This is a genomic window from Mycobacterium parmense (assembly GCF_010730575.1).
Taxonomy (GTDB): Bacteria; Actinomycetota; Actinomycetes; order Mycobacteriales; family Mycobacteriaceae; genus Mycobacterium; species Mycobacterium parmense.
The window spans coordinates 3,336,413-3,362,619 of record NZ_AP022614.1 but is presented as its reverse complement, the minus strand read 5'-3'; the positions used below and the strand labels follow the sequence as shown (position 1 = coordinate 3,362,619).

The 26,207-nt window shown below is 68.7% G+C and carries 27 protein-coding genes; 21 read left to right on the top strand and 6 right to left on the bottom strand.

The window, feature by feature from the left end:
• Positions 1–58: 58 nt before the first annotated feature.
• The 6 genes from G6N48_RS15520 to G6N48_RS15495 are packed head-to-tail and all read left to right on the top strand — an operon-like array spanning position 59 to position 5,773.
• The gene (locus tag G6N48_RS15520) at positions 59–814 is read left to right on the top strand and encodes a deoxyribonuclease IV (RefSeq protein WP_085271915.1); all 756 of its coding nucleotides are present in this window, start codon (positions 59–61) and stop codon (positions 812–814) included.
• Positions 815–819: 5 nt separating this feature from the next.
• Positions 820–1,662: an extracellular catalytic domain type 1 short-chain-length polyhydroxyalkanoate depolymerase gene (locus G6N48_RS15515; protein WP_085271916.1), complete on the top strand. Its 843-nt coding sequence runs from the start codon at positions 820–822 to the stop codon at positions 1,660–1,662.
• A gap of 46 nt (positions 1,663–1,708) precedes the next feature.
• Complete coding sequence (locus G6N48_RS15510; protein WP_085271917.1) at positions 1,709–3,337, top strand: acyl-CoA dehydrogenase family protein; 1,629 nt, start codon at positions 1,709–1,711, stop codon at positions 3,335–3,337.
• 8 nt (positions 3,338–3,345) lie between these two features.
• On the top strand, positions 3,346–4,284 hold the full coding sequence (locus tag G6N48_RS15505; protein ID WP_085271918.1) for a crotonase/enoyl-CoA hydratase family protein: 939 nt from the start codon (positions 3,346–3,348) through the stop codon (positions 4,282–4,284).
• A 2-nt stretch (positions 4,285–4,286) separates the two neighbouring features.
• A complete protein-coding gene (locus G6N48_RS15500; RefSeq protein ID WP_085271919.1) occupies positions 4,287–5,009 on the top strand; it encodes a PaaX family transcriptional regulator C-terminal domain-containing protein in 723 nt (240 codons plus the stop codon).
• Positions 5,006–5,773 (top strand): crotonase/enoyl-CoA hydratase family protein, encoded by a 768-nt coding sequence (locus G6N48_RS15495; RefSeq protein ID WP_085271920.1) that lies wholly within the window; start codon positions 5,006–5,008, stop codon positions 5,771–5,773. The genes G6N48_RS15500 and G6N48_RS15495 overlap by 4 nt, the downstream gene beginning before the upstream one ends.
• 18 nt (positions 5,774–5,791) lie before the next feature.
• Here the strand turns inward: G6N48_RS15495 and G6N48_RS15490 are convergent, their stop codons facing one another.
• Positions 5,792–6,265, bottom strand: a complete 474-nt coding sequence (locus G6N48_RS15490; RefSeq protein WP_085271921.1) for a DUF3060 domain-containing protein — start codon at positions 6,263–6,265, stop codon at positions 5,792–5,794.
• A 44-nt stretch (positions 6,266–6,309) separates the two neighbouring features.
• A complete protein-coding gene (locus G6N48_RS15485) occupies positions 6,310–6,687 on the bottom strand; it encodes a DUF3060 domain-containing protein (protein WP_085271922.1) in 378 nt (125 codons plus the stop codon).
• Positions 6,688–6,880: 193 nt separating this feature from the next.
• On the opposite strand from G6N48_RS15485, the gene G6N48_RS15480 reads away from it, so the two are divergent.
• The 8 genes from G6N48_RS15480 to G6N48_RS15445 all read left to right on the top strand — a co-directional run bounded on the left by G6N48_RS15480 (position 6,881) and on the right by G6N48_RS15445 (position 15,277).
• On the top strand, positions 6,881–7,528 hold the full coding sequence (locus G6N48_RS15480) for a TetR/AcrR family transcriptional regulator (RefSeq protein ID WP_085271923.1): 648 nt from the start codon (positions 6,881–6,883) through the stop codon (positions 7,526–7,528).
• A gap of 260 nt (positions 7,529–7,788) precedes the next feature.
• Complete coding sequence (gene rpsL / locus G6N48_RS15475; protein WP_007767794.1) at positions 7,789–8,163, top strand: 30S ribosomal protein S12; 375 nt, start codon at positions 7,789–7,791, stop codon at positions 8,161–8,163.
• A complete protein-coding gene (gene rpsG / locus G6N48_RS15470) occupies positions 8,163–8,633 on the top strand; it encodes a 30S ribosomal protein S7 (RefSeq protein WP_085271924.1) in 471 nt (156 codons plus the stop codon). Before rpsL ends, rpsG begins: the two co-directional genes overlap by 1 nt.
• A gap of 84 nt (positions 8,634–8,717) precedes the next feature.
• On the top strand, positions 8,718–10,823 hold the full coding sequence (fusA, locus tag G6N48_RS15465; RefSeq protein WP_085271925.1) for an elongation factor G: 2,106 nt from the start codon (positions 8,718–8,720) through the stop codon (positions 10,821–10,823).
• A 163-nt stretch (positions 10,824–10,986) separates the two neighbouring features.
• The gene (gene tuf, locus G6N48_RS15460) at positions 10,987–12,177 is read left to right on the top strand and encodes an elongation factor Tu (protein ID WP_085271926.1); all 1,191 of its coding nucleotides are present in this window, start codon (positions 10,987–10,989) and stop codon (positions 12,175–12,177) included.
• A 124-nt stretch (positions 12,178–12,301) separates the two neighbouring features.
• A complete protein-coding gene (locus tag G6N48_RS15455; RefSeq protein ID WP_085272078.1) occupies positions 12,302–13,117 on the top strand; it encodes an SHOCT domain-containing protein in 816 nt (271 codons plus the stop codon).
• Positions 13,118–13,197: 80 nt separating this feature from the next.
• Entirely contained in the window at positions 13,198–14,022 is an 825-nt protein-coding gene (locus G6N48_RS15450) for a mycofactocin-coupled SDR family oxidoreductase (protein ID WP_085271927.1), read from the top strand.
• A gap of 46 nt (positions 14,023–14,068) precedes the next feature.
• Entirely contained in the window at positions 14,069–15,277 is a 1,209-nt protein-coding gene (locus G6N48_RS15445; protein ID WP_085272079.1) for an NAD(P)/FAD-dependent oxidoreductase, read from the top strand.
• Positions 15,278–15,284: 7 nt separating this feature from the next.
• Here G6N48_RS15445 and G6N48_RS15440 read toward each other — a convergent pair whose 3' ends face one another.
• On the bottom strand, positions 15,285–16,325 hold the full coding sequence (locus G6N48_RS15440) for a DUF2332 domain-containing protein (RefSeq protein ID WP_085271928.1): 1,041 nt from the start codon (positions 16,323–16,325) through the stop codon (positions 15,285–15,287).
• On the bottom strand, positions 16,322–16,918 hold the full coding sequence (mftR, locus tag G6N48_RS15435; RefSeq protein WP_163670967.1) for a mycofactocin system transcriptional regulator: 597 nt from the start codon (positions 16,916–16,918) through the stop codon (positions 16,322–16,324). Before mftR ends, G6N48_RS15440 begins: the two co-directional genes overlap by 4 nt.
• Positions 16,919–17,022: 104 nt before the next feature.
• On the opposite strand from mftR, the gene mftA reads away from it, so the two are divergent.
• The 7 genes from mftA to mftG all read left to right on the top strand — a co-directional run bounded on the left by mftA (position 17,023) and on the right by mftG (position 23,536).
• Entirely contained in the window at positions 17,023–17,112 is a 90-nt protein-coding gene (mftA, locus tag G6N48_RS15430) for a mycofactocin precursor MftA (protein ID WP_083112842.1), read from the top strand.
• A gap of 5 nt (positions 17,113–17,117) precedes the next feature.
• Entirely contained in the window at positions 17,118–17,387 is a 270-nt protein-coding gene (gene mftB, locus G6N48_RS15425) for a mycofactocin biosynthesis chaperone MftB (RefSeq protein ID WP_085271929.1), read from the top strand.
• Positions 17,388–18,593 carry a mycofactocin radical SAM maturase gene (mftC, locus tag G6N48_RS15420; protein WP_085271930.1) on the top strand — a complete coding sequence of 402 codons (1,206 nt, stop codon included), beginning with the start codon at positions 17,388–17,390 and terminating at the stop codon, positions 18,591–18,593. It begins immediately after the preceding gene.
• A 2-nt stretch (positions 18,594–18,595) separates the two neighbouring features.
• Complete coding sequence (gene mftD, locus G6N48_RS15415) at positions 18,596–19,783, top strand: pre-mycofactocin synthase MftD (protein WP_085271931.1); 1,188 nt, start codon at positions 18,596–18,598, stop codon at positions 19,781–19,783.
• Between the two features lie 157 nt (positions 19,784–19,940).
• Entirely contained in the window at positions 19,941–20,672 is a 732-nt protein-coding gene (gene mftE, locus G6N48_RS15410) for a mycofactocin biosynthesis peptidyl-dipeptidase MftE (RefSeq protein ID WP_085271932.1), read from the top strand.
• A complete protein-coding gene (gene mftF, locus G6N48_RS15405) occupies positions 20,669–22,081 on the top strand; it encodes a mycofactocin biosynthesis glycosyltransferase MftF (protein WP_085271933.1) in 1,413 nt (470 codons plus the stop codon). The genes mftE and mftF overlap by 4 nt, the downstream gene beginning before the upstream one ends.
• Positions 22,082–22,099: 18 nt before the next feature.
• Positions 22,100–23,536, top strand: a complete 1,437-nt coding sequence (mftG, locus tag G6N48_RS15400; protein ID WP_139826029.1) for a mycofactocin dehydrogenase MftG — start codon at positions 22,100–22,102, stop codon at positions 23,534–23,536.
• A gap of 7 nt (positions 23,537–23,543) precedes the next feature.
• On the opposite strand, the gene G6N48_RS15395 is transcribed toward mftG, so the two are convergent.
• On the bottom strand, positions 23,544–24,380 hold the full coding sequence (locus G6N48_RS15395) for a PE family protein (RefSeq protein WP_085271935.1): 837 nt from the start codon (positions 24,378–24,380) through the stop codon (positions 23,544–23,546).
• 157 nt (positions 24,381–24,537) lie between these two features.
• Complete coding sequence (locus tag G6N48_RS15390) at positions 24,538–26,154, bottom strand: MFS transporter (protein ID WP_085271936.1); 1,617 nt, start codon at positions 26,152–26,154, stop codon at positions 24,538–24,540.
• Positions 26,155–26,207: the final 53 nt, after the last annotated feature.

Sequence of the window (26,207 nt, the reverse complement as noted above, 5' to 3'; positions counted from 1 at the left end):
TATTCAGAACACGGCGCCGCGAAAGTCACCCGGACCGCCCACTCACTACACTGGCCACGTGCTCATCGGCTCGCACGTCCGCAACGACGATCCCCTCGCCGCCGCCCAGGCCGACGGCGCCGACGTGGTCCAGTTCTTCCTGTCCAACCCACAAAGCTGGAAGAAGCCGAAGCCTCGCGAGGACGCCGAGACGCTGAAGGCCTCGACCATTCCGCTGTACGTCCACGCGCCGTATCTCATCAACGTCGCATCGGCCAACAATCGCGTTCGGATCCCGTCGCGCAAGATCCTTCAGGACACCTGCGACGCGGCCGCCGAGATCAACGCGGCGGCGGTCATCGTGCACGGCGGCCACGCCGACGACAACGACATGGAGGCCGGTTTCGAGCGGTGGGCCAAGGCTGTGGACTACCTCGAGACGGACGTGCAGGTATACCTGGAGAACACCGCGGGCGGCGACCACGCGATGGCCCGTTACTTCGACACCATCGGCAGGCTGTGGGACCGCATCGGCGACAAGGGCATTGGCTTTTGCCTCGACACCTGTCACGCCTGGGCCGCGGGTGAAGCGCTGATCGACGCCGTCGACCGGATCAAGGCCCTCACCGGTCGCATCGACCTGGTGCACTGCAACGACTCGCGGGACGCGGCGGGTTCCGGCGCCGACCGGCACGCCAACTTCGGCACCGGCCAGATCGACCCCCAGCTGCTGGCGGCGGTGGTCAAGGCGGCCGACGCCCCGGTGATCTGCGAGACCGCCGACGAGGGCCGCAAGGACGACATAGCGTTCCTGCGAGAACACGTCAACGGCTGACCGCCGTGGCCCGTCGACTCGCCGCGATCGTCGGCTTGGTGCTGGTGGTCGCGGGTTGTGCGGCGTGGGAGAACGTGACGCTGCCGTCGGGATTCGACACCGGAACCAGCCTGCACCACCTCAGCGTAGGCGGACGCGATCGCAGCTATCGGCTCTACAAGCCCGCAGGGCTGCTCGCCTCGGCCCCGCTGGTCGTCGTGCTGCACGGCTATTCCGGCAGCGCCAGGCAGGTCGAAAGGGATTACGGCTGGGACGGTTTGGCCGATTCGGGCAAGTTCGCCGTCGCCTACCCGGATGGCCTGGGCCGGGCATGGAACGTGGACGGGGAGACCTGCTGCGGCCGGTCCGGCCGGGAAGGGGTCGATGATGTCGGGTTCATCCGCGCGGCCGTCGCCGACGTGGCCGAGAACGTCGGCATCGACCCCGCGAGGATCTACGCCAGCGGCATGAGCAACGGCGGCATCATGTCCTACACCCTGGCGTGCACCACCGACATCTTCGCGGCGATCGGACCGGTCGCCGGAACGCAGCTGAACTCGTGCGCGTCGCCACGGCCGACTTCGGTGATGGCGGTGCACGGCACGACGGATCGGCTCGTCCCCTACGCCGGCGGGCAGGGCTTCAGCGTCATCAACGGACCGTCGATCCCGGACGTGAATGCGTTCTGGCGCAACGTTGATCGCTGCGGCGCGCCCACCGACACGACGAGCGGCCGGGTGACCACGTCGACGGCCGCGTGCCCCGGCGGCCGTGGCGTCGCGCTGGTCACCGTCGACGGAGGCGGCCACGAGTGGCCGCCGTTTGCGACCCGGACACTCTGGGGCTTCTTCGCCGCACACACTCGCTAGTGTTACACCTCTTGTGCAGTTGTCGGGAAATTGTAATATGGGTGGCATGCCAGACACGCATGTCGTCACCAACCAGGTCCCGCCGCTGGAGAACTACAACCCCGCCACGTCGCCGATGCTGGTCGAGGCACTGATCCGCGAGGGTGGCCAGTGGGGGCTGGAAGAGGTCAACGAGGTCGGGGCGCTGTCGGCCAGTCGCGAGGCTCAGCGCTGGGGCGAGCTCGCCGACCGCAATCAGCCCATTCTGCACACCCACGACCGCACCGGGCATCGAGTCGACGAAGTCGAGTTCGACCCGGCCTACCACGAGCTGATGCGGGCGGCGATCGCGCACGGCATGCACGCCGCGCCGTGGGCCGACGAGCGGCCGGGGGCGCACGTGGTGCGGGCGGCCAAGACCTCGGCCTGGACCGTGGAACCGGGCCACGTCTGCCCGATCTCGATGACCTATGCCGTGGTGCCGGCGCTGCGCTACAACCCCGAGCTGGCCGCGGTGTACGAGCCGTTGCTGACCAGCCGCGAGTACGACCCGGAGCTCAAGCCGGCCACCACGAAGGCCGGCATCACCGCCGGTATGTCGATGACCGAGAAGCAGGGCGGGTCCGACGTGCGCGCCGGCACCACCCAGGCGACGCCGAACGCGGACGGGACCTACAGCCTGACGGGTCACAAGTGGTTCACCTCGGCGCCGATGTGCGACATCTTCCTGGTGCTCGCGCAGGCCCCCGGCGGGCTGTCATGCTTCATGCTGCCGCGGGTGCTGCCCGATGGCAGCCGCAACCGAATGTTCTTGCAGCGCTTGAAGGACAAGCTGGGTAACCACGCCAACGCGTCGAGCGAGGTGGAATACGACGGAGCCATCGCGTGGCTGGTGGGCGAGGAGGGCCGTGGCGTCCCGACCATCATCGAGATGGTCAACCTCACCCGGCTGGACTGCACGCTGGGCAGTGCCACCAGCATGCGCACGGGCCTGACCCGCGCCATCCACCACGCCGCGCATCGAAAAGCATTCGGTGCCTACCTGATCGACCAGCCGCTGATGCGCAACGTGCTGGCCGACCTGGCCGTGGAGGCCGAGGCCGCCACGATCGTCGCGATGCGAATGGCCGGCGCCACCGACCGGGCGGTGCGGGGCGACGCGACCGAAGCGCTGCTGCGCCGCATCGGCCTGGCGGCCAGCAAGTACTGGGTGTGCAAGCGGTCCACCCCGCACGCCGCCGAAGCGCTGGAGTGCCTGGGCGGCAACGGCTATGTCGAGGAATCCGGAATGCCGCGGCTGTATCGCGAGGCGCCGTTGATGGGTATCTGGGAAGGGTCGGGCAACGTCAGCGCGCTGGACACGCTGCGCGCCATGGCAACGCGGCCCGAATGCGTCGAGGTGTTCTTCACCGAAGTGGCCGAATCCGCGGGTCAGGATCCGCGGCTGGGCGGCCACGTCGAGCGGCTGCGCGAACAGCTCGCCGATCTGGACGCCATCGCCTACCGCGCCCGCAAGGTCGCCGAGGATATCTGCCTGGCGCTGCAGGGCTCGCTGTTGGTGCGTCACGGTCATCCCGCCGTCGCCGAGGCGTTCCTGGCGACCAGGCTGGGCGGTGCCTGGGGCGGTGCGTTCGGCACCATGCCGACCGGGCTGGATCTGTCGCCCATCCTGGAGCGGGTCCTGGTAAAGGGCTGAGCCGCACAGTGACCCACGCGATCAGGCCGGTCGATTTCGACAACCTGAAGACGATGACCTACGAGGTCACCGACCGGGTTGCCCGCATTACCTTCAACCGGCCGGAGAAGGGCAACGCGATCGTCGCCGACACGCCGCTGGAGTTGTCGGCATTGGTGGAGCGTGCGGACCTGGATCCCGCAGTCCACGTCATCCTGGTTTCCGGTCGCGGCGAAGGTTTTTGCGCCGGATTCGATTTGGGCGCCTACGCTGAGGGGTCGTCCTCGGCCGGCGGCGGCAGCGCCTACAAGGGCACCGTGCTGGACGGCAGGACGCAGGGCGTCAACCATCGGCCGGATCAGCCGTGGGACCCGATGATCGACTATCAGATGATGAGCCGCTTCGTGCGCGGCTTCTCGTCCCTGATGCACGCCGACAAGCCGACGGTGGTCAAGATCCACGGCTACTGCGTTGCCGGCGGCACCGACATCGCCCTGCATGCCGACCAGGTGATCGCCGCGGCCGACGCCAAGATCGGCTACCCCCCGACCCGGGTGTGGGGCGTGCCGGCGGCGGGGTTGTGGGCGCACCGGCTCGGCGATCAGCGCGCCAAACGCCTGCTGTTCACCGGCGACTCGATCACGGGTGCCCAGGCCGCCGAATGGGGCCTGGCCGTCGAGGCGCCCGATCCCCACGATCTCGACGAGCGCACCGAACGATTGGTGCAGCGGATCGCGGCGGTGCCGGTCAACCAGTTGATCATGATCAAGCTCGCGCTGAATTCCGCCCTGCTGCAACAGGGGGTGGCCACCAGCAGGATGGTCGGCACGGTCTTCGACGGCATCGCCCGCCATACGCCCGAGGGGCACGCCTTCGTCGCCGACTCGGTCGAGCACGGCTTTCGCGAGGCGGTACGCCAGCGTGACGAGCCGTTCGGCGACTACGGCAGGCGGGCTTCGGAAGTCTAGCCATGCGGAAGATGACGGCGCGGTCCGTGGTGCTCAGCGTGCTGCTCGGCGCCCACCCGGCTTGGGCGAGTGCCAGCGAATTAGTCCGGCTGACAGCGGATTTCGGTATCAAGGAGACCGCGCTGCGGGTCGCGCTGACCCGCATGGTCGGTGCGGGCGACCTGGTCCGTTCCGACGACGGTTACCGGTTGTCGGATCGCCTGCTGGCCCGCCAGCGTCGCCAGGACGATGCGATGCGCCCGCGCACCCGGGACTGGCGTGGATGCTGGCATGTGCTGATCGTCACGAGCGTGGGCACTGATGCGCGGGCCCGCGCCGCGCTGCGGACGACGATGCACCACAAGCGTTTCGGCGAGCTGCGCGAAGGGGTGTGGCTGCGGCCCGACAACCTCGACCTCGACCTCGAGCCCGACATGCGAGCGCGGGTGCGGTTGTTGAGCGCCCGCGACGACGCACCCGCCGAGCTGGCCGGCCGGCTCTGGGACCTGTCCGGGTGGTCGGACACCGGGCAGCGGCTGCTTGACGAAATGTCGGCTGCCCCCGACATTCCCGGCCGTTTTGTGGCGGCCGCGGGCGCGGTGCGCCACCTGCTCACCGACCCGATGCTGCCCGGCGAATTGTTGCCGGCCGATTGGCCCGGCGCACGGCTGCGCGCAGCCTACCACGACTTCGCCACCGAACTGGCCCAGCGACGCGACCTAACCCAACTACAGGAGGCGACATGAACGAGCCGGTGCGTGTGGAGCGCAAGGGTCCGGTGACCACGGTGATCCTGGACCGGCCGGGCGCGCGTAACGCCGTCAACGGGCCGATGGCGACCGCGCTCCACCGGGCCTTCGAGGACTTCGACCGCGACGATTCCGCGGCGGTCGCCGTGTTGTGGGGCGATAACGGAACCTTCTGCGCAGGAGCCGATTTGAAAGCCTTCGGGACGCCCGAGGCCAACGCGGTGCACCGGACTGGGCCCGGCCCGATGGGGCCGTCGCGCATGGTCTTGTCGAAACCGGTGATCGCCGCGGTGAGCGGCTATGCCGTGGCCGGCGGCCTGGAGCTGGCCCTGTGGTGCGACCTGCGGGTCGCCGAGGAGGACGCCGTGTTCGGTGTTTTCTGCCGGCGCTGGGGGGTGCCGTTGATCGACGGCGGCACGGTACGGCTGCCGCGGTTGATCGGACACAGCCGGGCGATGGACATGATTCTGACCGGCCGGGCGGTCAAGGCCGACGAAGCGCTGGCGATCGGGTTGGCAAACCGGGTGGTGCCCACGGGGCAGGCCCGCCGGGAGGCGGAGGAGCTGGCGGGTCAGCTGGCCGCACTGCCGCAGCAGTGCCTGCGCGCCGATCGGTTGTCGGCGCTAAACCAGTGGGGCGCAACGGAAGCCGACGCGCTGGACGCCGAGTTCGCCAGCATCTCGCGCGTGGCCGCGGAGGCCAACGAGGGTGCCGGGCGGTTCGCTGCGGGCGCCGGCCGCCACGGCGCGCCCGCCGGCTGATCGGCGCCCCGGGCCGGTTCAGCTGCCTTTGTTGATGCTGTTGCTGGAGCCGAGGTTGTCGACCTTGGGATCGCCGTCCTTGTAGGTGATGGTGTTGTTGAGCCCCACCACGCTGATGCGCGTGTTGACCTTGTCCACGGTGATCTTGTTGTTGGCCCCGCCGACGGTCAGCGTCTCGCAGGTGCCCGTGACGGTGAGCGTGTTATCCGAGCCGCCAACGTTCAGGGACTTGCCGCTGGCGCAGTCCAAAGTGGCGGTGGTGCTCATCGAGCCGTAGTTGATCGTGTTGCCGATCTCGACCGACGCGGTGGTGCTCGCGCCGCCCGAGCTGGTCGGCGCCGCTCCGGCGGTCGTCGAGGCCGCGCTACTGGTCGTCGTCGAGGTCGCGGGCGGGTTCGCCGTCGAACTGCATCCGGCAAGCAGGGTTGCCGCGACGGCGGGCGCCGCGGCCAGGGCGACGAGCCTGGGCGCTTGGAAGGTGTGGGCGGGCAATGTTCCTCGATTCCCTCGGTTGGATGCGGTCGGGTGCGAAAGCCTCAGCCGGGTACCTGCTGCAGCCGGTTGGTCATGCCCAATTCGCGGCCACGATCCCAGACGAACGGCGCGCCGCCGTGATAGAACACCGTCTCGTCCCAGCCGTAGACGGTGATGTCGTGGCTGACGGAATCCGCGACGACCGTGTTGGACGAGCCCATGACCGTCACCGCGTAGCAGTTGCCCAATGCCGTGACGGTGTTGCGGGTCCCGTTGACCAGCAAGGTGGCATCGTTGCAGTCGACCGTCTGCTCGATGCCTTCGCCGATCACGTGGGTGTCGCCGTTCTTGGCGTGCGCGGCCGGCGGCGTGGCCACGGAGGCGGCCGCCCCGGCGACGACGCAGCCGGCCAGCGCCCCGGCGACGGTCGTCCACTTCATTGCGGCCCCCTTCACGACGGGAGAGTCTGCCGCAATGACATTACGTCCATGCATGCACCCGGCGGCAGAGTTTCCCGACGTTGTCCCGGTTCGTGTGCCTGCCGGCGCCGCGCGGCGGCTCCGGCTGGTGAACCGGCTCGTGAACTAGAGTCATTAGTTGGACACGCATCAACCCACGGAAAGGGCGCTCGCCATGGCCGCTCAGCCGGGACCGCCGTCGGTGGCCGGGCGCCAGCGTGCGGGCAGATCCGGGTCCCGGCCGGCCAAGCTGAGCCGCGACGGAATCGTCGACGGCGCGCTGACCTTTCTGGATCGGGAGGGTTGGGACGCCCTGACCATCAACGCGCTGGCGACGCAGCTCGGCACCAAGGGGCCCTCGCTCTACAACCACGTGGACAGTTTGGAGGACCTGCGGCGATCCGTACGGATCCGCGTCATCGACGACATCATCCTGATGCTGAACCGGGTCGGCGAGGGGCGCTCCCGCGACGACGCCGTGCTGGTCATGGCGGGCGCCTACCGCAGCTATGCCCATCACCACCCCGGCCGTTACTCGGCCTTCACGAGGATGCCGCTGGGCGGCGACGACCCCGAGTACACGGAGGCCACCCGGGGAGCCGCCGCCCCGGTGATCGCCGTGCTGTCCTCCTACGGCCTGGATGGCGCCGATGCCTTCCACGCGGCGCTGGAGTTCTGGTCGGCGATGCACGGCTTCGTACTGCTCGAGATGACCGGCGTCATGGGTGACGTCGACACCGACGCGCTGTTCTCGGATATGGTGTTGCGTCTGGCCGCCGGCCTGGAGAGGCGCACCGCGCGCGACGGGCCAGACCTCGGCTAGTCCCCGCCAGGCCGCCGCTTTGACCTGCGAGACCGGCGACGGGTATCGTAGTACCTCGTGCCTGGCGGCTTGCGGCGCCTGACCGTGAGGAAATGGATGCCGGGCAAATTCGCATGTCCACGATGCATCGGATGGGTTCGGTGCGCGAAGCGTGCGACACACCCGGCCGCGGGGTGAGGTGGCCGGACATAACCGCAGTACGAAGACTTGAGACACCAGCAGGAACACGAACCTCCGAGTACAGAAAGAAAGCCTCCTAGATGCCAACCATTCAGCAGCTGGTCCGCAAGGGTCGCCGCGACAAGGTAGCCAAGGTCAAGACCGCGGCACTCAAGGGCAGCCCGCAGCGCCGTGGTGTGTGCACCCGCGTGTACACCACCACCCCGAAGAAGCCGAACTCGGCGCTTCGGAAGGTCGCGCGCGTCAAGCTGACGAGTCAGGTCGAGGTAACGGCGTACATCCCGGGCGAGGGCCACAACCTGCAGGAGCATTCGATGGTGCTGGTGCGTGGCGGCCGAGTCAAAGACCTGCCGGGTGTTCGGTACAAGATCATCCGCGGTTCGCTCGACACCCAGGGCGTGAAGAACCGCAAGCAGGCCCGCAGCCGTTACGGCGCCAAGAAGGAGAAGAGCTGATGCCGCGCAAGGGGCCGGCGCCCAAGCGCCCGTTGGTCAACGATCCCGTGTACGGGTCGCAGCTGGTCACCCAGCTGGTGAACAAAATCCTGCTGCAGGGGAAGAAATCGCTGGCCGAGCGCATTGTTTATGGTGCGCTCGAGAATGCCCGGGAAAAGACAGGTACCGATCCCGTGATCACGCTCAAGCGTGCTCTGGACAACGTCAAGCCCGCCTTGGAGGTGCGCAGCCGCCGCGTCGGTGGTGCGACCTACCAGGTGCCCGTCGAGGTGCGTCCGGACCGGTCGACCACGCTCGCGCTGCGCTGGCTTGTCAGCTTCTCGCGGCAGCGCCGCGAGAAGACCATGATCGAGCGGCTGGCGAACGAGATCCTCGACGCCAGCAACGGCCTCGGGGCCTCCGTCAAACGGCGTGAGGACACCCACAAGATGGCCGAGGCCAACCGCGCCTTCGCGCATTACCGCTGGTAGAAGCCGAAGGCCGCGCCAGCGGGCAGAGTGGCCGGGCGCAACTGAGACAGCGAACTACGCAATCGAAAGAGTGGGAAGACTTCTGTGGCACAGAAGGACGTGCTTACCGACCTGACCAGGGTCCGCAACATCGGCATCATGGCGCACATCGACGCCGGCAAGACGACGACGACCGAGCGCATTCTCTACTACACCGGTATCAGCTACAAGATCGGTGAGGTGCACGACGGCGCCGCCACCATGGACTGGATGGAGCAGGAGCAGGAACGCGGGATCACCATCACCTCCGCGGCCACCACCTGCTTCTGGAAAGACAACCAGATCAACATCATCGACACCCCCGGGCACGTCGACTTCACCGTCGAGGTGGAGCGCAGCCTGCGGGTTCTCGATGGCGCCGTCGCGGTCTTCGACGGCAAGGAAGGTGTCGAGCCGCAGTCCGAGCAGGTGTGGCGGCAGGCCGACAAGTACGACGTCCCGCGGATCTGCTTCGTCAACAAGATGGACAAGATCGGTGCCGACTTCTACTTCTCCGTGCGGACCATGGAGGAGCGGCTGGGCGCCAACGTCATCCCGATCCAGCTGCCCGTCGGCTCCGAGGGTGACTTCTCCGGCGTCGTCGACCTGGTCGAGATGAAGGCCAAGGTGTGGAGCGCCGAGGCCAAGCTCGGCGAGAAGTACGACGTGGTCGACATCCCCGCCGAACTGCAGGAGAAGGCCGACGAGTACCGCACCAAGCTGCTCGAGGCCGTCGCCGAGACCGACGAGGCGCTGCTGGAAAAGTATCTCGGCGGCGAAGAGCTCACGGTCGACGAGATCAAGGGCGCGATCCGCAAGCTGACGATCAGCTCGGAGGCCTACCCGGTGCTGTGCGGCAGCGCGTTCAAGAACAAGGGTGTGCAGCCCATGCTCGACGCGGTCATCGACTACCTGCCGTCGCCGCTGGACGTGCCGCCGGCCGTCGGGCACGCCCCGGGCAAGGAGGACGTCGAGGTCATCCGCAAGCCGTCGACCGACGAGCCGTTCTCGGCGCTGGCGTTCAAGGTCGCCACGCACCCGTTCTTCGGCAAGCTGACCTACGTCCGGGTGTACTCGGGCAAGGTCGACTCCGGCAGTCAGGTGATCAACTCCACCAAGGGCAAGAAGGAGCGGCTGGGCAAGCTGTTCCAGATGCACTCCAACAAGGAGAACCCGGTGGAGACCGCGTCGGCCGGGCACATCTACGCGGTGATCGGCCTGAAGGACACCACCACCGGCGACACCCTGAGCGACCCGAACGACCAGGTCGTGCTGGAGTCGATGACCTTCCCCGACCCGGTCATCGAGGTGGCCATCGAGCCCAAGACGAAGAGCGACCAGGAGAAGCTGTCGCTGTCGATCCAGAAGCTCGCCGAGGAGGACCCGACCTTCAAGGTGCACCTGGACCAGGAGACCGGCCAGACCGTGATCGGCGGCATGGGCGAGCTGCACCTGGACATCCTGGTGGACCGCATGCGCCGCGAGTTCAAGGTCGAGGCTAACGTCGGCAAGCCGCAGGTGGCCTACAAGGAGACCATCCGCCGCGCCGCGCAGAACGTCGAGTTCACCCACAAGAAGCAGACGGGCGGCTCGGGTCAGTTCGCGAAGGTCATCATCAACCTCGAGCCGTTCACCGGTGAAGACGGTGCGACGTACGAGTTCGAGAACAAGGTGACCGGTGGGCGCATCCCCCGGGAATACATCCCCTCCGTGGATGCCGGTGCCCAGGACGCCATGCAGTACGGCGTGCTGGCCGGCTACCCGCTGGTGAACTTGAAGGTCACCCTGCTCGACGGGGCCTTCCACGAGGTCGACTCGTCGGAGATGGCGTTCAAGATCGCCGGTTCCCAGGTGCTGAAAAAGGCTGCGCAGCAAGCGCAACCGGTCATCCTGGAACCGATCATGGCCGTCGAGGTCACCACGCCCGAGGACTACATGGGCGATGTGATCGGCGACCTGAACTCCCGCCGTGGCCAGATCCAGGCCATGGAGGAGCGGGCGGGTGCGCGCGTCGTCAAGGCGCACGTGCCGCTGTCGGAGATGTTCGGCTACGTCGGCGACCTGCGGTCGAAGACGCAAGGCCGGGCGAACTACTCCATGGTGTTCGACTCGTATGCCGAAGTTCCGGCGAACGTGTCGAAGGAGATCATCGCGAAGGCGACGGGTCAGTGAGCGTCAGGTCAGTGGGCACGGAGCCGAGCAGTGGGCCCAGCGAAGGCGACGGGTCAGTAAAGATCGAGAACCACCCGGAGTAACCTTGCCCGGTCACCACCGCGGCACAACTGAAATCATCAACACTGCCTAACAAGCACCAACAAAGTCGGAGGACACCACAGTGGCGAAGGCGAAGTTTGAAAGGACCAAGCCCCACGTCAACATCGGGACCATTGGTCACGTTGACCACGGCAAGACCACACTGACCGCGGCGATCACCAAGGTCCTGCACGACAAGTACCCCACCCTGAACGAGTCGCGCGCGTTCGACCAGATCGACAACGCGCCCGAGGAGCGTCAGCGCGGCATCACGATCAACATCTCCCACGTGGAGTACCAGACCGAGAAGCGCCACTACGCGCACGTCGACGCCCCGGGCCACGCCGACTACATCAAGAACATGATCACCGGTGCCGCCCAGATGGACGGCGCCATCCTGGTGGTCGCCGCCACCGACGGCCCGATGCCGCAGACCCGCGAGCACGTGCTGCTCGCGCGTCAGGTCGGCGTGCCCTACATCCTGGTCGCGCTGAACAAGGCCGACGCCGTGGACGACGAGGAACTGCTGGAGCTCGTCGAGATGGAGGTCCGCGAACTGCTGGCCGCCCAGGAGTTCGATGAGGACGCCCCGGTGGTGCGGGTGTCGGCGCTCAAGGCGCTCGAGGGCGACGCCAAGTGGGTCGAGTCCGTCGAGCAGCTCATGGACGCCGTCGACGAGTCGATCCCGGACCCGGTCCGCGAGACCGACAAGCCGTTCCTGATGCCCGTCGAGGACGTCTTCACCATCACCGGCCGTGGCACCGTCGTCACCGGTCGCGTGGAGCGCGGTGTGGTCAACGTGAACGAGGAAGTCGAGATCGTCGGCATCCGCCCGACCACCACCAAGACCACGGTCACCGGTGTGGAGATGTTCCGCAAGCTGCTCGACCAGGGGCAGGCCGGCGACAACGTCGGGCTGCTGCTGCGTGGTATCAAGCGCGAGGACGTCGAGCGCGGTCAGGTCGTCACGAAGCCCGGCACCACCACGCCGCACACCGAGTTCGAGGGCCAGGTCTACATCCTGTCCAAGGACGAGGGCGGCCGGCACACGCCGTTCTTCAACAACTACCGCCCGCAGTTCTACTTCCGCACCACCGACGTGACCGGTGTGGTGACGCTGCCGGAGGGCACCGAAATGGTGATGCCCGGTGACAACACCAACATCTCGGTGAAGCTGATCCAGCCCGTCGCCATGGACGACGGCCTGCGCTTCGCGATCCGCGAGGGTGGCCGCACCGTCGGCGCCGGCCGGGTCGTCAAGATCATCAAGTAGTTCCAGCGAGTTAGCCAGAGCCCGGACCGCCGCACGGTGGTCCGGGCTTTGCGCATTGGGCTGTTGTGCCCGGGCTGCGAGCGCTACTCTGACACGGACTTCGGTGCAAGCGGAGGAGAACACCGTGTTGGCGCGCTACCTGAAGGCACAATTGGTCGTTTTGCTGTGCGGCGGGCTGGTGGGCCCGATATTTCTGGTCGTCTACTTTGCCCTCGGGCTCGGGAGCCTGCTGCAGTGGATGCTCTACGTCGGTCTGCTCATCACCGTCGCCGACGTGGTGATCGCGTTGGCGCTGACCAACTTCGGTGCGAAGTCGGCGGCCAAATCGGCCGAGCTCGAGCAGCACGGCGTGCTGGCGCTCGCGCAGATCACCGGCCTGACGGAGACGGGCACCCGGATCAACGAGCAGCCGCTGGTGAAGGTGGACCTGCACATCTCCGGACCCGGCTTCGTGCCGTTCGACAGCCAGGACCGGGTGATCGCGAACGTCACCCGGCTGGGCAACCTCACCGCGCGCAAGCTGGTGGTCCTGGTCAACCCGACCACGCAGGAGTACCGGATCGATTGGGAGCGAAGCGCATTGGTCAACGGCCTGGTGCCCGCGCAGTTCACGGTGGCCGAGGACAACACGACCTACGATCTCAGCGGGCAGGCCGGCCCCCTGATGGAGATCCTGCAGATCCTCAAAGCCAACAATGTTCCGGTCAACCGGATGGTCGACATCCGGTCCAACCCCGCGCTGCGTCAGCAGATCCAGGCGGTGGTGCGCCGCGCCGTGCAGCAGCAGCAACCGGCGGCCGCGGGCGCCCCCACCGGCCCGGCCCCGGGGCAGCCGTCGATCGCCCAGCGCCTTCAGGAGCTCGAGACCCTGCGCGCCGGCGGGGCGCTGACCGATCAGGAGTACAGCAGCCGGCGGGCGCAGATCATTGCCGAGATCTGACCCGCCGGGGCTGGTTAGAACACGTTTCAGTTTCACTGCTAGCCTGGCTGCGTTGACGGGCCGGGTGGAAGGGGCGCGACGTGGCCGGGCAAGGATCACTGCAGGGACGCGTCGCCTTCATCACCGGTGCCGCCCGCGCGCAGGGGCGTTCGCACGCCGTGCGGCTGGCCCGCGAGGGTGCCGACATCATCGCACTGGATCTCTGCGGGCCGGCGTCGGCCGGGGTGACCTACACTCCGGCCACCCCCGAGGACCTCAAGGAGACGGTCCGCCTGGTGGAGGCCGAGGGCCGCGCGGTGCTGGCCAGGGAGGCCGACATCCGCGACGATGCGGCGCTGCGGCAGCTGGTGGCCGACGGGATCGGACAGTTCGGCCGGCTCGACATCCTGGTGGCCAACGCGGGAGTGCTCGGCTGGGGGCGGGTCTGGGAGCTCACCGACGAGCAGTGGGAAACCGTCGTCGGGATCAACCTGACCGGCACCTGGCGCACCCTGCGCGCCGCGATCCCCGCGATGATCGAGGCCGGTAACGGCGGCTCGATCGTCGTCGTCAGCTCGGCGGCGGGCGTCAAGGCCACCCCGGGCAACGGCCACTACTCGGCCAGCAAATACGGACTGACCGCGCTGACCAACACGCTGGCGATCGAGCTCGGCGAATACGGCATCAGGGTCAACTCCATCCACCCCTATTCGGTGGACACCCCGATGATCGAGCCCGACGCGATGATGGAGATCTTTGCCAAGCATCCCGCATTCGTGCACAGCTTCCCGCCAATGCCGTTGCAACCCAAGAGCTTCATGTCGGCTGACGAGGTTTCCGACGTCGTGGTGTGGCTCGCCGGCGATGGCTCCGGCACGCTGTCGGGCACTCAGATCAACGTTGACAAGGGTGCCTTGAAGTACTGATCGGCCGATCGTGTATGAACTCCACGTGACCAGTAAGGGTTCTGACCTGGGGTTCGAACGGGGCTTCGAGCGGGGCTTCGAACGGGGAATTGTGATCGTCGGCGGCGGCCTGGCCGCCGCCCGGACCGCCGAGCAACTGCGCCGGTCCGGGTACTCCGGTCGCGTCACGATCGTCAGCGACGAGGTGCACCTGCCGTACGACCGCCCGCCGTTGTCGAAGGAGGTGCTGCGCAAAGAGGTCGACGACGTGTTCCTCAAGCCGCGCGAGTGGTACGACCAGAACGACATCACGCTGCGACTGGGCTCGGCGGCCACCGCGCTCGACACGGCGGCGCAGACGGTGACGCTGGCCGACGGAACCGCGATCGGATACGACGAACTCGTCATCGCTACCGGGCTGGTGCCGCGCCGCATCCCCGCGTTGCCGGATCTGGAGGGCATCCGGGTGCTGCGGTCGTTCGACGAGAGCATGGCGCTGCGCGAGCACGCGTCCGCCGCACTGCACGCTGTCGTGGTCGGCGCGGGCTTCATCGGCTGCGAGGTGGCCGCCAGCCTGCGCAAGCTGGGGGTGGACGTCGTGCTCGTCGAGCCGCAACCGACGCCGCTGGCTTCGGTCCTCGGCGAGCAGATCGGCGAACTCGTGGCGCGTCTGCATCGCGCCGAGGGGGTCGATGTGCGCCTGGGCGTCGGCGTGACCGAGGTCCGCGGCCACGACCACGTCGACACCGTGGTGCTCACCGACGGGACCGAGCTGCCGGCCGACCTGGTGGTGGTCGGCATCGGATCACGCCCGGCGACCGCGTGGCTGGCCGGCAGCGGCATCGAAGTCGACAGTGTCGATGGTGGGGTGATCTGCGACGAGGTCGGACGCACCAGTGCGCCGGGCGTGTGGGCGCTGGGCGACGTCGCGTCCTGGCGCGACGCGACGGGACATCAAGGGCGCGTTGAACATTGGAGCAACGTCGCCGACCAGGCGCGGGTCGTTGTGCCCGCCATGCTGGGCCAGGACGTGCCGTCGGCCGTGGTGGTCCCGTACTTCTGGAGCGACCAGTACGACGTCAAGATCCAGTGCCTCGGGGAGCCGGAGGCCACCGACACCGTCCACCTTGTCGAAGACGACGGCCGCAAGTTCCTGGCCTACTACGAGCGCGACGGGGTGCTGGTCGGGGTGGTCGGCGGCGGAATGCCGGGCAAGGTCATGAAGGTCCGCGCCAAGATCGCTGCCGGCGCACCGGTTTCGGAGATGCTCGGCTGAGGCGTCCTCAAAGCCACCGCACCGGTGGGCCGTGAGGATGGCATTGCCCGAGAACCTCGGGGCGCCCGCCGGGCCAGCGACGGGCCCGCACGAGAAACCTGATCGGCGTGCCGGGCCCGTCGCGGGCGGGCTCCATCGTCAGGTGCGCGAACGGCGAGGAAGCGTCGGCCTTGCGGCCCAGCGCTTCCACGCTGGCGCGCACCGTAACTCGTTCTGCGGCGGAGAGATACTGCCAGGTGATCGAGTGCCACAACACCGTCAGCGCGCCCTCGGCCAGGGCCAGGCCGGTGACCGCGTCGGCCGCGGTTCGGCGCTCCAGCGGGGCCGGCACGGTGTGTGCCACCGCGACGGCGCCGCGCATCCGGTCGATCCGAGCCTGCTGGTCGGGCCACACGTAGCTCAGTGCCGCCACCTCCCCGGCGGCCTGCGTGACGTCGATGGGCGCGATGTCGTAGCCGCGCCGTTCGGCGATCCGCAACTCGCCCTCGGGCACCACCGCGCCGTACCACGCGTCCTCGATGGTCACCGGTGAGTCGGCATGTCCCCACTGGCGGTCGGCGAACAGGTACCGGTAGTGGTCTGCCCGCAGGTTGAGCCCCGCGCTACATCCGATCTCGAATAGCCTTATCGGCAAACCGTATTCGTTGATGCGCAGCAGACCACCGACCAGCGCCGCCGACCGGCCCACCTCGTTGGTCTGCGGCGGTTGGTCGAGCGACCCGCGCAGCGTCTGGGCGTGGTCGTCGGCGGTCCGCAAGATGTCCGGCCAGGCGGCCGCGGCATCCCAGCTGCCACCGGTGCTCGGATACCAGCGGCGCAGACGCGGCGCCCGGCCGTCGAGTGCCAACCGGTGCAGGCCGCCGAGCAACCGCAGCGGCACCGCGTCGCGCGCGGAATCGTCCTCGTGGCCGGCCAGTATCGCCGCGAAGACGCCCCCGGCCTCGACGTCCCGCGCCACCAGCTCGAGGAGTTCGCCGTACATCGGCGAGCCGGACTTCTCGCAGAACCTGCCCTGCGACCGCAGGTTGTACAGCATCCGCTCGTTCATGGGGCGAGGCTGTCCAGGCCGTTGCCGATGACGTCGAACGCCTGGCCGAGGGCCACCGGCAACGGGACGGATTCATCACCCAGCCAGTGCTCGTAGGCGCTCAGCGCCACCCCGAGCATCGTCCACGCCACTGTCTGGGGCAGCAGGTCGGTGGTCTTGCGGTCGGTGCGGCCGGCGACGAATCCCGCGATCACCTCGCGCCAGCCGGCGTACATGGTCATCGAATAGGCCTGCAGTTCGGCGGTCTGCAGGATGACGCGCATGCGCCGACGGTGCCTGGTGGTCTCGGATTCGTCAAAGGTGTTGAACGCCAACAAAGCCGACCGCAGCGCACCGCTAAGCGGTTCTCCCGGGCCGACGCCGGCGAGCAGGTCGCGCAGGTGTGCGAGGTGGGTGTCGAAATCGCCCCACGGGATGGCGTTCTTGGACGCGTAATAGCGGAACAGGGTGCGGCGGGAGATGCCGGCGGCCTGAGCGACGTCGTCGACGCTCACATCGGCGAACCCGCGCGCGGCGAACAGGCTGATGGCGACATCGGCGATCTGCTGTGGCGTGGTCGAGCGGCGTCGGCCCACCCGCGTCTGCGGCATCATCGGACCCCGCCCTTCCATTTCGGCACTCGATGCCATATTCTTGGCGACGATTGTGACCAGTACCACCCCTCATTGTCGAGACACCTGGACGAAAGGCAATGCTCATGGACCGCGAGAACGAGACCGACACCGAACTCGTCACCGAGACCCTGGTCGAAGAGGTCTCCATCGACGGAATGTGCGGCGTCTACTGACCGACATGTTCGACCCCGACCGCGGCTGGCGGCTGCATCCGCAGGTGGCGGTGCGGCCGGAGCCGTTCGGCGCGCTGCTCTACCATTTCGGCACCCGCAAGCTGTCCTTCTTGAAGAACCGCACGATCCTCGAAGTGGTGCAGTCGCTGGGCGATCACGCCGACGTCCGGTCGGCGTGCCGCGGAGCGGGAGTCGACGACGCCGGCCAGGCCCCCTACCTGCGCGCGCTGAGCGTGCTCGCCGAATCCAACATGCTGGTGCCACAGGAGGCATAGATGACAGCCGTAGCCGTGCCCCGGCTCATCGAGCAGTTCGAACGCGGACTGGACGCGCCCATCTGCTTGACCTGGGAATTGACGTACGCGTGCAACCTGGCCTGCGTGCACTGCCTGTCGTCCTCGGGGAGGCGGGATCCCCGCGAGTTGTCCACGCGCCAGTGCATGGACATCATCGACGAGCTGGAACGCATGCAGGTCTTCTACGTCAACATCGGTGGCGGGGAACCCACTGTGCGACCGGACTTCTGGGAGCTCGTCGACTACGCCACCGCCCACCACGTCGGCGTGAAGTTCTCCACCAACGGGGTCCGCATCACGCCCGAGGTCGCCGCCCGGCTGGCCGCGAGCGATTACGTCGACGTGCAGGTCTCGCTGGACGGGGCGACCGCCGAGGTCAATGACGCGGTCCGTGGCCCCGGCTCCTTCGCGATGGCCGTGCGCGCGCTGGAGAACCTCGCTAATGCGGGCTTCTCCGCCAATGGCGGGGCGAAGATCTCCGTCGTCGTCACGCGGCACAACGTCGACCAGCTCGACCAGTTCGCCGCGCTGGCCGAGCGCTACGGCGCGACCCTGCGGATCACCCGGCTGCGCCCCTCGGGCCGGGGCGCGGACGTCTGGGACGAGCTCCACCCCACCGCCGACCAACAGGTCGCGCTGTACGACTGGCTGGTCGCCAACGGCGAGCGGGTGCTCACCGGTGACTCGTTTTTCCACTTGTCCCCGCTCGGCGAGTCCGGCGCCCTGGCCGGGCTCAACATGTGCGGGGCCGGCCGGGTGGTGTGCCTGATCGACCCGGTGGGCGACGTGTACGCCTGCCCGTTCGCCATCCACGACCGTTTTCTGGCCGGAAACGTCTTGACGGACACCGGCTTCGGTACCGGCTTCGCCAACGTCTGGAAGCACGCTCCGCTGTTCCGGGAGTTGCGCGAGCCGCAGTCCGCGGGAGCGTGCGGCAGCTGCGGGCACTACGACAGCTGCCGGGGCGGGTGCATGGCGGCGAAGTTCTTCACCGGCCTGCCGATCGACGGCCCTGATCCCGAGTGCGTGCAAGGGCACAGCGCCTCGGCCCTGACTCTGCAGCGGCAGACGCCCCGGCCGCGGGCGGACCACTCGCGCGGGGCTCGCGGCCCGGTCCCGCTGACCCTGTCGGTCCGGCCGCCGGAGGTGCCACCGGCGCGTCCTTGCAACGAGAGCCCGCTGTAGCCATGGCCGAGTGGTTCGAAACGGTTCACATCGCCCAGCAACTCGCCAAGCGGCGGCTGCCGAAGTCGGTCTATTCGTCTCTCATTTCGGCGAGCGAAAGAGGAATTACGGTCGCCGACAACGTCGAGGCATTCACCGAACTCGGTTTCGCGCCCCACGTGATCGGCGCGCAGGAAAAGCGTGACCTCTCGACGACGGTGATGGGACAAGACATTTCGATGCCGGTGATCATCTCGCCGACCGGGGTTCAGGCCGTCGATCCGGACGGGGAGGTGGCCGTCGCGCGGGCCGCCGCCGCGCGGGGAACGGCGATGGGGCTGTCCTCGTTCGCGAGCAAGCCGATCGAGGAGGTCGTCGCCGCCAACCCCAAGGTCTTCTTCCAGGTGTACTGGCTCGGCGGGCGCGACGCGATCGCCGAGCGGGTGGAGCGGGCGCGCCAGGCCGGCGCCGTCGGCCTCATCGTCACCACCGACTGGACGTTCTCGCACGGCCGCGACTGGGGCAGCCCGAAGATCCCCGAGGAGATGAACCTGCGAACCATCCTGCGGCTGTCCCCGGAGGCGGTCGTCCGGCCGCGGTGGCTGTGGAAGTTCGGCAAGACGCTGCGGCCGCCGGACCTGAGGGTGCCCAACCAGGGGCGCCGCGGCGAGCCGGGGCCGCCGTTCTTCGCCGCCTACGGCGAGTGGATGGGCACCCCCCCGCCGACCTGGGAAGACATCGCCTGGCTTCGCGAACTGTGGGGCGGCCCGTTCATGCTGAAGGGCGTCATGCGCGTCGACGACGCCAAAAGGGCTGTCGACGCGGGCGTTTCGGCGATCTCGGTGTCCAACCACGGCGGCAACAACCTGGACGGCACGCCCGCGTCGATCCGCGCCCTGCCCGCGGTGGCCGCAGCCGTCGGGGATCAGGTCGAGGTGCTGCTGGACGGCGGCATCCGGCGCGGCAGTGACGTGGTCAAGGCCGTGGCGCTGGGGGCCCGGGCGGTCATGATCGGCCGGGCCTACCTGTGGGGCCTCGCCGCGGGCGGGCAGGCCGGCGTCGAGAACGTCCTCGACATCCTGCGCGGGGGCATCGACTCGGCGCTCATCGGACTGGGGCATGCGAGCGTCCACGACCTCAGCCCCGACGACATTCTGGTGCCGGACGGGTTTGCCAAGGAGATCGGGGTCCCTCGCGTCGAGGGGGCGTAACGCAATTTCCGACTAATTGGACGAAACTGCTGAGAATTCATCACTTGAATCGTGGTACACGCGTGGCAACCGTGACGGACGAGTCACTAATTTCGACGCACGTTGGGCGCGCCGGAAAAAAACTTGTTTTCGTGGTTCAACAATTGGTGCACGCCAGGTGAATTCGTCCTACCATCACCGAGTGCCCGTACTCGGCGAATTGGGAGCTGCGACGTCGAGCCAGCTATCGCGCAGCTCCTCGTCGATTTTGGTCCCGCTGGGGTCGACCGAACAACACGGTCCCCACCTGCCGTTGGACACCGACACCCGGGTCGCGACCGCAGTCGCCAGGGGTGTTGCCGCGCGCCTCGAGCACGACTGGCTGGTGGCGCCGGCCATCGCCTACGGCGCCAGCGGCGAGCACCAGAGTTTCCCCGGGACGATCTCCATCGGCACCGCGGCGCTCACCGCTGTGTTGGTGGAGTACGGCAGGTCGGCCTCCGATTGGGCCGGTCGCCTGGTCTTTGTCAACGGCCACGGCGGCAACGCCGCCGCGCTGAACGTCGCGGTGGCCACGCTTCGTTCCGAGGGGCGCGACGCCGGATGGTGCCCCTGTGTGGTCGCCGGCGCCGACGCCCACGCCGGCCATACCGAAACGTCGCTATTGCTGCACATCTCGCCGACCGACGTGCTGACCGACCGATGGCTCGTCGGAAACCGGGTGCCCGTGGCCGAGTTGCTGCCGTCCATGCGCCGCGGCGGAGTGGCCGCGGTCAGCCCCGTGGGTGTGTTGGGAGACCCGACCACCGCGACCGCCGCCGAGGGCAGACGCATCCTGGGGGAGATGGTGGACGGATGCGTCCGTCGAGTCGCCCGGTGGATGCCCGGGGCCGACGGGATGCTGACATGAGCCAGCCTCGGCTGCCGGACGGATTCGCCGTCCAGGTCGATCGTCGCGTGCGGGTGCTCGGCGACGGCTCGGCCCTGCTCGGCGGATCGCCGACCCGCCTGCTGAAGCTGGCCCCGGCCGCCCAGGGCATGCTGAGCGACGGCCGGCTGAAGGTCCGCGACGACCTCAGCGCGCAGCTGGCGCGCACCCTGCTGGACGCCACCGTCGCTCATCCGCGGCCCGCCGGTGGCCCGTCGCATCGCGACGTGACGGTGGTAATCCCCGTGCGCAACAACATCTCCGGCGTGCGTCGTCTGGTGAGTTCGCTGCGCGGGTTGCGGGTCGTGGTGGTCGACGACGGGTCGTTACCGCCCATCGAGCCGGAAGACTTCGTCGGGGCGCACTGCGACATCGAGGTGCTGCACCACCACCGCAGCAAGGGGCCGGCCGCCGCGCGCAACACCGGGCTCGCCGCCTGCAAGACCGACTTCGTCGCCTTTCTGGACTCCGACGTCGCACCGCGCCGCGGCTGGCTGGAAGCGCTGCTCGGTCACTTCTGCGATCCCACGGTCGCCCTGGTCGCGCCGCGCATCGTCGGCCTCTCGCACAGCGAGAACGTGGTGGCGCGCTACGAGGCGGTGCACTCGTCGCTGGACCTCGGGGAACGCGAGGCGCCGGTGCTGCCGCACAGCACGGTGTCCTACGTCCCCAGCGCGGCGATCGTCTGCCGCTCCTCGGCCATCCGCAACGTTGGCGGCTTCGACGAGACGTTGCAGTCCGGCGAGGACGTCGACCTGTGCTGGCGACTGATCGAGGCCGGCGCGCGGCTGCGTTACGAGCCGATCGCGCTGGTCGCGCACGACCACCGCACCGAACTGCGGGATTGGCTGGCGCGCAAAGCGTTTTACGGTGGGTCGGCCGCCCCGTTGTCGGTGCGTCACCCGGACAAGACGGCACCCGTCGTGATCTCCGGGTGGGCGCTGATGACCTGGATTCTGGTTGCGCTGGGGTCGAGCCTGGGCCAGGTGGCCTCGATCGCGGTCGCGGTGCTCACGGGTGGCCGGATCGCCAGGGCGATGCGCGGCGCCGACACGTCGCTGAACGACGTGGTCGCGATCGCCACCCGTGGGCTGTGGTCGGCGGCGCTGCAGCTGGCGTCGGCCCTGTGCCGGCATTACTGGCCGCTGGCGCTGATCGCGGCGACCATGTCGCGCCACTGCAGACGGGTCGTTGTCGTCGCGGCCGTGATGGACGGCGTGGTGGACTGGCTGCGCCGCCGCGACGCCACCTGCGACGACGTCGAACCGATCGGTGTGCTGACCTATCTGCTGCTCAAGCGTGTCGACGACCTGGCCTACGGGCTCGGGTTGTGGTGGGGTGTGTTCAGGGAGCGCAATCTTCGGGCGCTCAAGCCGCAGATCCGGAGTTAGCCGACACCTTGATCCGCCTTGGGTAGGGCCACCTCGCACAGCGACGTGCTGATCGTCGGTGCCGGCAGCGCCGGGTCGGTTGTCGCCGAACGCCTTTCCGCCGATCCCGGGTGTGCCGTGACGGTGCTGGAGGCGGGGCCCGCGCTCGCCGATCCGGCGTTGCTCGCCCGGACCGCCAACGGCTTACAGCTGCCGATAGGTGCCGGCAGCCCGCTGGTTCGGCGCTACCAGACCACGCTGACCGATCGGCCGCCGCGCCGGGCGCCGATAGTGCGCGGCGCGACCATCGGCGGCTCGGGTGCCGTCAACGGCGGATACTTCTGCCGCGGCCTGCCGCGCGACTTCGACGAGCCGGCCATCCCCGGGTGGGGATGGCCGGAGGTGCTCGAGAGCTTCCGTGCCATCGAGACAGATCTCGATTTCACCGGTCCGGCCCACGGCGACAGCGGTCCAATCGCGGTGCGCAGGACCCGCGAAATGACCGGGACCACAGAGCGTTTCATCGCCGCTGCCCAGCGCGCCGGTTTCGAGTGGATCGCCGACGTCAATGACTCTGCGCCGCAGATTGATTCGGGGGTCGGCTCGGTGCCGCTGAACATCGTCGATGGAATCCGCATCGGATCCGGTGCGGCATACCTGATTCCGGCACTGGGCCGGCCGAACCTCACGGTGCTCTCGCAGACACGGGCGTCCCGGCTGCGCTTTGCGGGCACCACCGCGGTGGGGGTCGACGCGATCGGACCGAACGGGTCGGCGAGCATGACCGCCGATCGGATCGTGTTGTGCGGCGGCGCGATCCAGTCCGCACACCTGCTGATGCTCTCCGGCGTGGGTGGCCACGGGATGCTGCGCGCCGTCGATATAGAACCGATCGCCCCGCTGCCGGTGGGTGCGTCGTTCAGCGACCACCCCGAGTGGGTGCTTCCGACCGATTGGGCCGTGGCTCCCGGCCGCCCTGTCCTCGAGGTCGTTCTCCTGACCGGTGACCTCGAGATCAGGCCCTACACCGGTGGATTCGTCGCCATGACCGGTGACGGCTCGGGAGGCCGCCCCGACTGGCCGCACCTCGGTGTGGCGCTGATGCGGCCGCGGGCCCGGGGCCGTATGACGCTGGTATCCGCGGATCCCGACGTGGCGCCGTTGATCGAGCACCGGTACGACAGCGAGCCCGACGACATCAGGGCGTTGCGCCAGGGCAGCGAATTGGCCCGTGAATTGGTCGCGGGAGCAACACATCTCGGAGAGCCTGCGTGGTCGACGTCGCAACACCTCTGTGGCACAACACCGATGGGCCCTGCGGACGACCCGCGGGCCGTGGTCGACCACCGGTGCCGGGTGCACGGTGTGGAGAATCTATGGGTGATCGACGGCTCCGTCCTGCCGGTGATCACCAGCCGCGGTCCGCACGCCACCATCGTGATGCTCGGGCACCGGGCGGCCGAGTTCGTGCGTTGAGAGTGGGTCAGCCCCGGGTCGCCCAGGATGCCGCCGATTCCTCTTCGGCGGATGACGTCGACGTGGAATAGGCCGGCGTCGCGGGGCGGTAGGACGCCGTCGAGGCCTGCGCCGTCTGAGTCGGCGGTATCGGGGTGCCGGCCAGCGGTGTCGTCGCGGAGGCCGGCGAGATTTCCGCCGCCTCGGCGGGGACCGCCGTGATCGGCGCGCCGGCGGACGCCGCCACCGGTGTGGCCTCGGCGGCCGCGGAGTAGGCCGGCGTGGCGGCCTGCAGGGGCGTCACGGGCGTGCCCGCCAGCGCTGCGGGCGCGGCGGCGGCCGGAGTGTTCGTGGCGGCGAGGGCCGCCGGGGCCACCGACGCCGGGGGAACGGTCGCCAGCGGCGCCACCGAGGCGGCCGGCGCCGGTGTGTTCGCCAGCCCGGCCATGGACGACGGCACCGCGGCCGCGGCCGAGGCCGGCGCCGCCGCGGTGCTCATGAGCGGCTGCACCGACTGGATCTGGCTGGACGCGTTGTTGGCCACGCTGAGCACGCCCTGCTGGGCCGTCTGCAGGGGGGAGGCGTTGGCCGCCTCGGTCATGGCGTACTCCGCCGCACCGCTGTTCATCAGCTGGACGAATTGGGTGTGGAAGGCCGCCGCCTGCGCGCTCAAAGCCTGGTAGATCTGCGAGTGGGCCTCGAACAGCGACGCGATGACCACCGACACCTCGTCGGCGCCCGGGGCGGACACGCTGGACACCGGGCCCGAGGCGGCGGAGTTGGCGGAACTCAGCGTCGATGCGATATTGGCAAGGTCGGACGCGGCAGCCGCCACGTACTCCGGTGCCGCTATCACAAATGACATTCCGCATTCCCCTATGCAGGCCGGATGTTAGCCCGACTCCCCACTGACGGACTCTGTCGCCGATCGTAACGTGCCGCCGCGGTACCCCGGAGCGTTTTGAGTGGCATACCCGTGAACTTTCGTCCGGGACGGCCGCGCCTCGCCGCCGCGGTGCTGGTCAGTGTGGTTTGTCGAGTCGGTCACGACGGCCGCCGGCCAGCATGCGGCGCACGGGCCGCAGCTGACGACCGCCCCGGCCGGGAGCCCAGAGCCCGATCGCGACCGCGGCGACGGCGACGAGCACCGCCATCACCATCGTCGAGGCGTGCAGCGCCGTCAGGAAGGCGGCTTTACTGATCTCCGCCAGTTGGCCGCCCCGCGGGCCGAGTTTGCCGGCCACCTGCACCGCCTTGGCCAGCGAGTCGGCCGCCGGGCCGCGGACCGGCTCGGGGAACGCCGCCAGCCGGGGAGTGAGCTCGTGCGAATAACGCCCGGCCAGGATGGACCCGGCCACCGCGATCCCCAGCGCCCCGCCCATCTCGCGCGACGTGTCGTTGACCGCGGAGGCCACCCCCTGCTTCTCGTCGGAAACGGCCCCCATGATCGCCGAAGTCGTTGGCGCCGTGCAGAATCCGATTCCGGTGCTGAGAACAAGGGTGGGCCAGGCCAGGTCGGCGTACGTCGACTGCAGGTCGAGCACCCGCATCCAGGCGAAGCCGACGGCCATCAGCAGCATGCCCGCGAACAGCACCAGCCGCAGGCCGAGCCGGGGCACGTACCAGAACGACAGCGCCGAGAAGATGCCCAGCGGCACCATGAACGGCCCGAAGGCCACCGCCGTCATCAGCGGTGAGTAGCCCATGATTTGCTGGACGTACTGCATGCCCAGATAGAAGAAGCCGAACGTGGCGCCGAACAGGACGACGATCGTCGCCACGCCGGTGGCGAAATTCGGGTCGCCGAAGAGCCGGACGTCCAGCAGCGGGTGGCGCCCGCGCACCGCGAGCCGGTACTGGACGACGCCGAAGACGACGGCGAAGACGGCGCCCACCACGAGGCCGCCCCACACCAGGGGGTCGTCCCAGCCGCGGTCGGGCGCCTCGAGGATGGCGGCCACGGCGATCGCGACGGCCACCCCGATCAGGACCGCCCCCAGCGAATCGATCCTCGGCGCGTCGGCGTCACGGGACGGGGCGACCGTGCACGCCAGGGCGAAGATCGCCAGCCCCGCGGCGCCCAGGGACCAGAAGATGGAGTGCCAGTCCGAGAACCGAAGCAGCAGACCGGATCCGAGCATGCCGAGGACCGCGCCGGAGCCGGCCGTGCCCGCCCAGATCCCGACCGCCTTCACCCGGTCTTCTTTCGGGTAGGCCACGGTCAGCAGCGACAGCGTCGCGGGCATCACGAAGGCGGCACCGACCCCGGCCACCGCCCGCCCGGCGATGATCTCGGCCGGGCCGTGCAGCATCGCCGGTGCCGCCGAGCCGAGGGAGAACACCACCAGCCCGATGAGCAACGCGCCCCGCCTGCCGTACCGGTCGCCGATCGCGCCGGCGGGCAACAGCAGACACGCCAGCGCCACGGTGTAGCCGTCGACGATCCAGTTCAGCTGCGACTGCGTCGCCGAGGTCGCCACCGCGAGGTCGCCCAGCGCGGTGTTCAGGGCCGTCATGGAGGCCACGACCAGGCCGACACCCATGCAGGCGATCGTCAGGGTCCACGCGCGGGCTCGGCGGCTTCCACCGTTGACCACCGCGTCGGTACGCTGGTCAGGCCCGATAAGGGTATCGACCACGAGCTTTCGCCTCCTCGAGCTGGCGGTTGACTTTCGAGACTGTTCGTCTCGGA